The organism is Azospirillum sp. UFLA03-27 (assembly GCF_059803775.1).
In genome coordinates this window covers 1-3,394 of record NZ_JAUQTX010000416.1, presented here as the reverse complement: position 1 = coordinate 3,394, position 3,394 = coordinate 1, and the positions used below count along the sequence as shown (strand labels likewise).

3 protein-coding genes are annotated in these 3,394 nt (G+C 68.5%); all 3 read left to right on the top strand.

The genetic code is table 11. From position 1 onward, the window contains the following. A partial coding sequence (locus Q4I23_RS31695; protein WP_498528860.1) for a CidA/LrgA family protein occupies positions 1–371 on the top strand: 371 nt, incomplete at its 5' end. Then, entirely contained in the window at positions 368–1,090 is a 723-nt protein-coding gene (locus tag Q4I23_RS31690; RefSeq protein ID WP_498528859.1) for an LrgB family protein, read from the top strand. The genes Q4I23_RS31695 and Q4I23_RS31690, both read left to right, overlap by 4 nt. A 374-nt stretch (positions 1,091–1,464) precedes the next feature. Then, positions 1,465–3,174, top strand: a complete 1,710-nt coding sequence (leuA, locus tag Q4I23_RS31685; protein WP_498528858.1) for a 2-isopropylmalate synthase — start codon at positions 1,465–1,467, stop codon at positions 3,172–3,174. Positions 3,175–3,394 lie beyond the last annotated feature (220 nt).

The following is a 3,394-nucleotide window of genomic DNA, read 5'->3' as shown; positions in this document are numbered from 1 at the left end:
TTCTTCTCTCCTGCCAGCTGGCAGGGGAACTGACCGCCCGCCTGCTGCATCTGCCCGTGCCGGGGCCGGTGCTGGGCATGGTCCTGCTGTTCGTCGGCCTGCTGGTCCGCGGCGGCGTGCCGGAGCCGCTGCAAGAGACGGCGGGCGGCATCCTGCGCCACTTGTCGCTTCTCTTCGTTCCGGCGGGCGTCGGGGTGATGGCGCACCTGAACCGCCTGGAGGCGGAGGCCCTGCCCATCGCCGCCGCCCTGCTGGGCAGCACGCTGATCGGAGTCGCGCTGACCGCCTGGGTGATGAGCGTGCTGAGCCGCCGCGGCCCCGACGCCGAGACCGGCAATGGGGAAACCGACAGTGGGGAGAACGCGTCATGAGCCCCGATTTCCACGAGATCTGGGTCTATCTGTCGGCCAGCCCGCTTGCCGGCCTGACCCTGACGCTGGCCGCCTATCAGGCGGGAATGTGGGTGTTCGAGCGGTTCGGGCGGCGGCCCGTCCTGAACCCGGTGATGATCGCGGTGCTGCTGATCGCCGCGACGCTGATGGTGGCGGGGATCGACTACCGCACCTATTTCGACGGCGCGCAGTTCGTGCATTTCCTGCTCGGCCCCGCCACGGTGGCTCTGGCGGTCCCGCTCTACCGCCAGTTCCAGCAGGTCCGGCGCTCCGCCGTGGCGCTGCTGGTCGCCCTGCTGACCGGGTCCGCCGCGTCGGCGCTGAGCGCCGTCGCCATCGCCTGGGCGCTGGGCGCGTCGGAGCGGACCATGCTGTCGCTGGCGCCGAAGTCGGTGACCTCCCCCATCGCCATGGGCGTGTCGGAGCAGATCGGCGGCCTACCCTCCCTCACCGCGGTCTTCGTGATCCTGACCGGGATCATCGCCGCGTCCTTCGGCACCTGGGTGCTGAACCTCGTCCGGGTGAAGGACTGGAGGGCGCGCGGCTTCGGCATGGGGGTGGCCGCCCACGGCATCGGCACCGCCCGCGCGCTCCAGGTGAACGAGGTGGCGGGGGCCTTCGCCGGGCTGGGGATGGGGCTGAACGGGCTGGCGACGGCCATCCTGCTGCCGGTCCTCTACCGCCTGTTCTTCACGTAAAGCCCCATTCTGCGAAAGAAGATTTCATGGAATCGTGGCTTGACAGAGCAAGCCTGCCTGCGCAGAGTGTGGCCCATGATCCGCATCGACCACACGAACGCCCTTCTGCGACTTATCACCCCGGCGCTCTGAGCGTCCGGGTCGTCTGCGTTCGTCTGCCCTGTTCCCTGGTCGAAGTGTCTGTTTTCCCATGAGCACCTATTGCACGCGCCCTTGCGGGGCGAAGCGTGTCTCCCGGCTGGGGCCGGGGCTGCGACTTAGGAACGGTCGCTGAGCCGCCCGGCAGCTCGGCGACCGTAGTCCCGCCGGTCCCCACACGACACGAGACAACGCCCCGCCGCGAAACCGGGGCTCCCAAGGGATCACGAAGCGTCATGAACCACATCGCCACCCCCGCCGCCGCCACGTCTGCGACCTCTGCTGCCAAGCACGAGAAGTACGTCCCCTTCGCCCCGGTGAAGCTGACCGACCGCCAGTGGCCGAACCGGACCATCGAGAAGGCGCCGGTCTGGTGCTCGGTGGACCTGCGCGACGGCAACCAGGCGCTGATCGAACCGATGGGTCCGGACCGCAAGCGCGCGATGTTCGACGCGCTGCTGAAGATGGGCTTCAAGGAGATCGAGATCGGCTTCCCCGCCGCCTCGCAGACCGACTTCGACTTCTGCCGCGAGATCATCGAGGGCGGCAAGATCCCCGACGGCGTGACCATCCAGGTGCTGACCCAGGCCCGTGAGGAGCTGATCCGCCGCACCTTCGAGGGCATCAAGGGCGCCAAGCGCGCCATCGTCCACCTGTACAACTCGACCTCCGAGTTGCAGCGCCGCGTCGTCTTCGGGCTGGACCGCCAGGGCATCGTCGACATCGCCGTCGCCGGCACCAAGCTGATAAAGCAGCTGGCCGCCGAGCATCCGGAGACCGAGATCGTCCTGCAATATTCGCCGGAGAGCTTCACCGGGACCGAGCTGGAGTTCGCCCTGGAAATCTGCGAGGCGGTGATGGAGACCTGGGGCGCCGACGCCGCCAACAAGGTCATCCTGAACCTGCCGGCGACGGTGGAGATGTCCACCCCGAACATCCACGCCGACCAGATCGAGTGGTTCTGCCGCAACATGAAGAACCGCGACGCGGCGATCATCTCGCTGCACCCGCACAACGACCGCGGCACCGGCGTCGCGGCGGCGGAGCTGGGCATGCTGGCCGGCGCCGACCGCGTGGAAGGCACGCTGTTCGGCAACGGCGAGCGCACCGGCAACGTGGACGTCATCACGCTGGCGCTGAACCTGCTGACCCAGGGCGTCGATCCGGAGCTGCGCATCGACGACATCAACGAGATCGTCCGCGTCGCCGAATACTGCACGCAGCTGCCCGTCCATCCGCGCCACCCCTACGCCGGCGAGTTGGTCTTCACCGCCTTCTCCGGCTCGCACCAGGACGCCATCAACAAGGGGCTGAAGGCGCTGGCCAAGTCCAACCACGGCACCTGGGAGGTCCCGTACCTGCCCATCGACCCGCAGGACCTGGGCCGCAGCTACGAGGCGGTGATCCGCATCAACAGCCAGTCGGGCAAGGGCGGCATCGCCTATGTGCTGGAGAAGGATTACGGCATCCAGATCCCGCGCCGCCTGCAGATCGAGTTCTCCAAGACGGTGCAGCGCATCGCCGACGAGACCGGCAAGGAACTGGCCCCCGCCGACATCCACAACGCCTTCAAGGCCGAGTATCTGGACGTCGACGCCCCGCTGGCCCTGATTGAGCATTCGACCGAGCCGCGCGGCCCGAACTCCGGCGCCCGCGTGCTGAACGTGGTGGTGTCGCGCGACGGGGTGGTCAGCACGCTGAAGGGCTCGGGCAAGGGTCCGATCGACGCCTTCCTGGACGCGCTGCGCCAGGGCACCGGCATCGACCTGCATGTGGTGGACTACCGCGAGCACGCCGTCGGCGAGGGCGAGGACGCCCAGGCCTGCGCCTATGTGGAGGTGAAGACCAAAGACGAGCGCACCCTGTTCGGCGTCGGCATGGACGCGGACATCGTGACCGCCTCGCTGCGCGCCCTGGTCAGCGCCGCGAACCGCGCCTCGCGGTAAGGGGTTCCGGGACATGAGAAAGGGGCGCTCGCTGGGGCGCCCCTTTTTTGTTTGGGTGTGGTGGGGAGTGTCCGAGACGGGCCCCCACCCTGACCCTCCCCCGCTGCGCCGGGGAGGGGAAACCTGGCCCTCCCCTGCGCAGCGGGGGGGGGAGGGACCCACGCGCAAGCGGGGGCGGTCTCTTATACACATCTGACGCTGCCGACGATTATACGCGAGT